We start from the raw sequence: 3,169 nt of genomic DNA, 5'->3' as shown, positions 1-3,169 counted from the left end.
CTTTGGAGCGGAGCGACAACGCCATACCCTGGCGGCAGCCTGGCTACCAGCGATGCGCTACATGCAACGGTGGGACGACCTGGCAGCCGACTGATTGGGTGCAGCTTTGGATATAGGGACAACCGGGGGAAAGGAGCCAAGCGCAGCATAAGCGGTGCGACCGCGGCGCTGGCCCCTGGTATTAGCGGGCTGAAAGGGGAGGGGTTGCTATACCGCCATTGGGCTCAAGCCCTGGGGATCTTTAACGCTTTGTTCAAGTCTTGCCACAAGTGCTGACTGTGATGAAGTGAACGCCTTAGATTCTGTTTCGATTAAGTGCCCCCTGGTTAATGCGGCGACTTGTTGAGGCGTAGCGGTTTTTAGAAAATGCAGCACAAGCGCTTGGGGATTCTTCATAAGTGCGGCTTCTAACTGGTCGGCGTGTTCTTTCCATTCGTTCATGTCATTGCTCCAAAGTTATCGGTTCATGGTGTTTGGGGTTGCTTGTCAACCGGCTAAGTCGCGACACACCGCAAGCATCAGCCGCTCATAGTCGCCATTGTTACCAGCGTACTCGTCACCGAGGAAACTTTTCATAATCTCGGGCGCAATGCGGTGTAGCTGCGGCAGCATGAGGCCGGTAAGTTGGCGCAGCTCGATGGCCCGGCGAGCATCGCTAGACACATTAACAATGCTACTCACGAACGCGGTGGGCACTTGAAGCGCGATATAGCCGCCTTTACACCGCCACGTTGCAAGCTCGCCATGATTGCGCTTTATGTAGTCAATACTGTCAGCGATCAGCTTCAAACGGGCATCGTCGGCAGTGTCTAGCGCTTCATCAATCCACGCTATTAGATTATCCCGCGCGTTCCCCTGCTGGCCTATCGGATACTCAGCCACGATTTCAGCGGCCACCCCTGCCGCCCGCTGCAAGTGCAATGGCTTAACTTGGGCGACAATACCAGCGGCCTCAAGCGCAGCGAGCAAAACGGCATCGTCTATAGTTTCGTCAGTAAAAACAGCGTGTCTGTTCATCGTTTTGCCTCACATTTTGAGGTTGTGTTAATACTCGGCATCGTACCAAGCGCCTGTTTTTTCATCCCAGGCAGGGATATCGAAGTCTTCTGGCGGGGCTGGCCGGTCATCGAAAATAAGCACCGGTTTAGGCGGCTCCTGCTGGTACGATCCGGCGGCAATAGCTGCATCAATCTCATACACCTGGCGTTTAAACGCGCACACAAATGCAGACGTTGAACAAGTGACCGTGTGCGGCCACTTGTCGGCGCTAAGCGTCACACTGTCACCGGTCACTTTAACAAACAGGCGGAACTCACTTGATAAGTGGCACCGTACCCGTGCGCTATTAGCGCCGTGCAAGAGGGTGACTGATTGCACCGACATTAGCGCCTCGTCGGTCGTGTCTTCGGGAATCAACGCAATAACGTTACCGATACGCATAAAAGGCTCCGGGCATAGCTGCTTAAAAACGCCAGTTGAAATATTTAGAACGAATAACGGGCGAGATTACCGTCCCCCGCTGACTCGTGGACGCGCCGACAGACACCGTTGCGGGCATTTGTCGGGTGCCTACTTGCGTCGTTGCATGGGCGCGCACGTTGCCGCCTGCCGACGATCCCGACACACGGGGAATGCTCACCCCAGGCTCAACGCGGGAAACGCCGTTGCTGTTGCCGTGATAGGTAGGCGCTGACGTGCAAGCAGCAAGGGTTAGAGCGCTTAGGGTTGCGACTGCGAGCGTTTTAATATTGCGGGTATTCATCAGGCAGATTCCTTATGGCTTAACGCTGGGTTCATCATGACTTTTATTGACCTAAACCAATAGTATTCGCAAGCACTGGTCGCTAGGTCGCGCTTGGTGCAAGGCGTGATCGGTTTGCCAGGTATTTGAAAGAACCAACCAAAGCCGTCTACGTCTTTCATAACGTGGTAGACATACCCTGGTAACGGCTCAGCTCGGAAATGATCTGGCTGGTATTCAGTCCACACCAGGACAGGCACCGGCACCAATGCATTGATTGCCTGACAATGCACATTGCGAGTAGGGGGGAAGGTGGCCGCTGAATGCATGGGGTGACTCCTACCGTTTACTGATTTTACTGGTGCGGTTGCCGCCGCGAGGTTCCAGTTTTCAACAAGGTCAGTATCTCAAAACCCACCTATAAATGCAATACATTTTAATATATTTTTTCCCCTCTAACTTTCCCATATATGCCCCCAACCCGCCGCGGCACATAGCATGGCCCAAACGGCATAGGGAATCTCAGACTCCTCATTTATCCAGCGACGCACCGAGCGCGAACTGATTCCCGACTCCTTAGCAAATTTCTCTGCCGTCCAACCTGTAGCCTGCAAGGCGGCGCTGATTTCCCCCCCGCTGGGGGCTAACCACTGACTAAATGGCATTTGTGTGGCGTCTCTAATCGACACCGCCACGCCTTCGACTTCATACGTTTTTCTAATTTCACTCATATCAATCACCTACGTTAGTTAAGAGGCCGGTAATCGTTACCGGCCTTCTGATCGTTAAACCCACCCCCTCTCTGCAAAACTAACAATATCGCCCGCACCTACAACAAAATGATCAAGCACACGAATATCAAAGAGTTCTAGCGCCGCTTTCAACCGCTCGGTAATTTTTCGGTCAGCGTCGCTAGGCTCGGGGCTACCCGATGGATGATTGTGAGCAAAGATAACGCCGCCCGCGTTGCGCTTTAGTGCCTCTTTGGCAACTTCACGGGGATACACTGAGGCTTGATCTAGCGTGCCTCTGAATAGCTCCACGCTCTCAATAACGCGGTGCTGGGTGTTCAGAAAAATCGCTACAAACACCTCATGCTCTTTGGCTTCAATTGCAAACCGTAAATATTGGCGAACCAGCTTAGGGCTAGTAAGCGCGTCAACTTCGCTGTTCACCTTGATTTCACGGTCTAGGATTGATGCCGCCTGGTCGATGATAGCTTGCTCGTTGATTGAAATTGCCATGGTGAGGGGATTCCTTCGTGTTATGACCTGGGCTAACTGCCTGGCCTTCCAAAACAGTATATAACACACCCCTTATAACGTCAACCCTTTATCATACGATTTATGCATTTTTCTCGGTAGTGGGTAGCCACAACCGGTGCCCGATGTTGACCAAAACGGGATGCTGGTGGCCGGAGGCCACGCA

Annotated in this window: 7 protein-coding genes; all 7 read right to left on the bottom strand. The window is 53.0% G+C overall.

Annotated features, from left to right (window positions below; translation table 11 throughout):
- Nucleotides 1-207: 207 nt before the first annotated feature.
- Entirely contained in the window at nt 208-441 is a 234-nt protein-coding gene (locus INT19_RS11655; RefSeq protein ID WP_193060850.1) for a hypothetical protein, read from the bottom strand.
- Between the two features lie 45 nt (nt 442-486).
- Complete coding sequence (locus INT19_RS11650; protein WP_193060849.1) at nt 487-1,017, bottom strand: hypothetical protein; 531 nt, start codon at nt 1,015-1,017, stop codon at nt 487-489.
- Between the two features lie 27 nt (nt 1,018-1,044).
- Nucleotides 1,045-1,440 carry a hypothetical protein gene (locus INT19_RS11645; RefSeq protein WP_193060848.1) on the bottom strand — a complete coding sequence of 132 codons (396 nt, stop codon included), beginning with the start codon at nt 1,438-1,440 and terminating at the stop codon, nt 1,045-1,047.
- A 22-nt stretch (nt 1,441-1,462) separates the two neighbouring features.
- Entirely contained in the window at nt 1,463-1,762 is a 300-nt protein-coding gene (locus INT19_RS11640) for a hypothetical protein (RefSeq protein WP_193060847.1), read from the bottom strand.
- Nucleotides 1,762-2,070: a hypothetical protein gene (locus INT19_RS11635; protein WP_193060846.1), complete on the bottom strand. Its 309-nt coding sequence runs from the start codon at nt 2,068-2,070 to the stop codon at nt 1,762-1,764. Before INT19_RS11635 ends, INT19_RS11640 begins: the two co-directional genes overlap by 1 nt.
- Before the next feature lie 126 nt (nt 2,071-2,196).
- On the bottom strand, nt 2,197-2,472 hold the full coding sequence (locus INT19_RS19775; protein ID WP_193060845.1) for a helix-turn-helix domain-containing protein: 276 nt from the start codon (nt 2,470-2,472) through the stop codon (nt 2,197-2,199).
- A gap of 54 nt (nt 2,473-2,526) precedes the next feature.
- Nucleotides 2,527-2,985, bottom strand: coding sequence for a RadC family protein (gene radC, locus INT19_RS11625; protein ID WP_193060844.1), 459 nt, complete (start codon nt 2,983-2,985; stop codon nt 2,527-2,529).
- Between the last annotated feature and the right edge of the window lie 184 nt (nt 2,986-3,169).

This window comes from Halomonas sp. 3A7M, from assembly GCF_014897875.1.
Lineage (GTDB): Bacteria > Pseudomonadota > Gammaproteobacteria > Pseudomonadales > Halomonadaceae > Vreelandella.
The sequence above is the reverse complement of the archived record's forward strand: the minus strand, read 5'-3'. Positions and strand labels throughout refer to the sequence as shown.

Bases quoted from the DNA above. Each gene is read 5' to 3' on its own strand.
- INT19_RS11655 (WP_193060850.1), bottom strand. From the start codon at position 441: ATGAACGAATGGAAAGAACACGCCGACCAGTTAGAAGCCGCACTTATG.
- INT19_RS11650 (WP_193060849.1), bottom strand. From the start codon at position 1,017: ATGAACAGACACGCTGTTTTTACTGACGAAACTATAGACGATGCCGTT.
- INT19_RS11645 (WP_193060848.1), bottom strand. From the start codon at position 1,440: ATGCGTATCGGTAACGTTATTGCGTTGATTCCCGAAGACACGACCGAC.
- INT19_RS11640 (WP_193060847.1), bottom strand. From the start codon at position 1,762: ATGAATACCCGCAATATTAAAACGCTCGCAGTCGCAACCCTAAGCGCT.
- INT19_RS11635 (WP_193060846.1), bottom strand. From the start codon at position 2,070: ATGCATTCAGCGGCCACCTTCCCCCCTACTCGCAATGTGCATTGTCAG.
- INT19_RS19775 (WP_193060845.1), bottom strand. From the start codon at position 2,472: ATGAGTGAAATTAGAAAAACGTATGAAGTCGAAGGCGTGGCGGTGTCG.
- radC (WP_193060844.1), bottom strand. From the start codon at position 2,985: ATGGCAATTTCAATCAACGAGCAAGCTATCATCGACCAGGCGGCATCA.